This window comes from Halomonas marinisediminis (assembly GCF_004347715.1).
Lineage (GTDB): Bacteria > Pseudomonadota > Gammaproteobacteria > Pseudomonadales > Halomonadaceae > Halomonas > Halomonas icarae.
Genome location: NZ_SLTR01000171.1, coordinates 1 through 321 on the forward strand (window position 1 = coordinate 1; position 321 = coordinate 321).

Here is a 321-nt window from a genome sequence, read left to right on the forward strand (position 1 = left end):
ACCCTCACTCACACCCAGCACATAGGGCACGCCCGCCACCGGATAGAGGTAGGAGGCATAATCCGTCACCTCATGCAGCGAGATCGTGTGTGCAAAAAGCGCCGGGTACACCGCGCAGTCCACCACGCCGGTCTGCAGTGCCACGTAAAGCTCGGTTTGCCCGACGATCTGGGCCGCCACGCCAAGCTTGGTGAAGGTCTCCACCTGGTCGCCGCTCCAGACGCGTAGCTTCTTGGTGCGCAGATCGTCGAGGGTGCGCACCGGCTCGCCCTTGCCCCAGATCGACGCCTGCCAGCGCGGCACCGCCACGTATCCCGCAGG

At 65.4% G+C, this 321-nt stretch carries 1 pseudogene; it reads right to left on the reverse strand.

From position 1 onward, the window contains the following. Positions 1 to 321: pseudogene (locus E0702_RS16250) on the reverse strand (C4-dicarboxylate ABC transporter substrate-binding protein); the annotation flags it as partial.